Source organism: Brachyspira sp. SAP_772 (genome assembly GCF_009755885.1).
Classification (GTDB): domain Bacteria; phylum Spirochaetota; class Brachyspiria; order Brachyspirales; family Brachyspiraceae; genus Brachyspira.
Map to the genome: position 1 here is coordinate 1 of NZ_VYIX01000023.1, position 1222 is coordinate 1222.

The window sequence follows — 1222 nt, forward strand, 5'->3', positions numbered from 1 at the left end:
ATATCTTAAAAATAATTTTTAGGTTTCCATTATGAGTAAGGTTAAGATACTAACAATAGTAGATATGCAAAATGATTATATGGAAGGCGGTCCTATGGCTGTTAATGGAGCAATTGGACTTATACCTGTAATTAATGACCTTATAAAAAATGGAGAATATGATGCTATAATAGCTACTCAAGATTGGCATCCATCRAATCATATATCTTTTGCTTCTACTCATAATAAAGAACCTTTTTCTAAAATTAGAGTAATGGACCAAGAAACTGGCGATGAAGATATTTTAACACTTTGGCCTCGTCATTGTGTTGCTAGAACTTTCGGCTCTGCTATTGTTGATGAATTAAAAAAGAAAAAAGATTATATTTATGTTCAAAAGGGTGTTGATGCTGATGATGAGGGAGTATCTGGATTTTCTTATATGCATAAGGACTTTATAGATGCTGCTAGAGAAAATAAAGAAGTATTGATATTAGATTTTGTCGGTGTTGCTTTGGATTATGCTGTTTATTATACGGCAAGAGATACAGCTCAATATGTAACTTCTATTAATGCTGAATATTTAGTTAGCGTAAATGTTTTAGAATATGCAACTGCTGCAATGAATCCAGATAAAGTGTATGAATTATATTCCAATACAAAAAACATTAATCTTAAAAAGGTTCATCTGTGAATATTATAAGACTTGAAAATAGTCATATAGATGATAAAGTGTTTTTGTATAAAAGCCCTATTGGAAACTTATATTTAACTCATTATAAAGATTATATCACTTCTATTTCTTTTCAAAGCAATTATAGTATAAGCACTGATAAAGAACCAGAAATTATAAAAGAAGCAAAAAAAGAGTTAGATGAATATTTTAATTTAAAAAGAAARATATTTGATATACCAATAGCAGTATATGGAAGTGATTTTCAATATAMAGTGTGGATTGAAACTTATAARATTCCTTTTGGAGAAATAGAAACATACTCCAATATAGCAAAAAAAATATCTAACAGTTTTGGCAGTATTTTTAGAGCAGTTGGAAGTGCTGAAGGCAAAAATAAAATACCAATTATAATACCATGCCACAGAGTAGTTTCTAAAGATKTGAAATTAACAGGATATGCCGGAGGAATAGAAAAAAAGGAATATTTACTKAAACTTGAAGGTTTTAATATAGATAAATTAAAAATAATAAGATAGTAATAAAAATGATTAAAAAAAGTTATAATAC

The 1222-nt window shown here is 27.8% G+C and carries 2 protein-coding genes; both read left to right on the forward strand.

The genetic code is table 11. The features are described from left to right. Window positions 1–31: 31 nt before the first annotated feature. The gene (locus tag GQX97_RS12265) at window positions 32–673 is read left to right on the forward strand and encodes an isochorismatase family protein (RefSeq protein WP_013243277.1); all 642 of its coding nucleotides are present in this window, start codon (window positions 32–34) and stop codon (window positions 671–673) included. After that, on the forward strand, window positions 670–1191 hold the full coding sequence (locus GQX97_RS12270) for a methylated-DNA--[protein]-cysteine S-methyltransferase (protein WP_157152212.1): 522 nt from the start codon (window positions 670–672) through the stop codon (window positions 1189–1191). Before GQX97_RS12265 ends, GQX97_RS12270 begins: the two co-directional genes overlap by 4 nt. Window positions 1192–1222 lie beyond the last annotated feature (31 nt).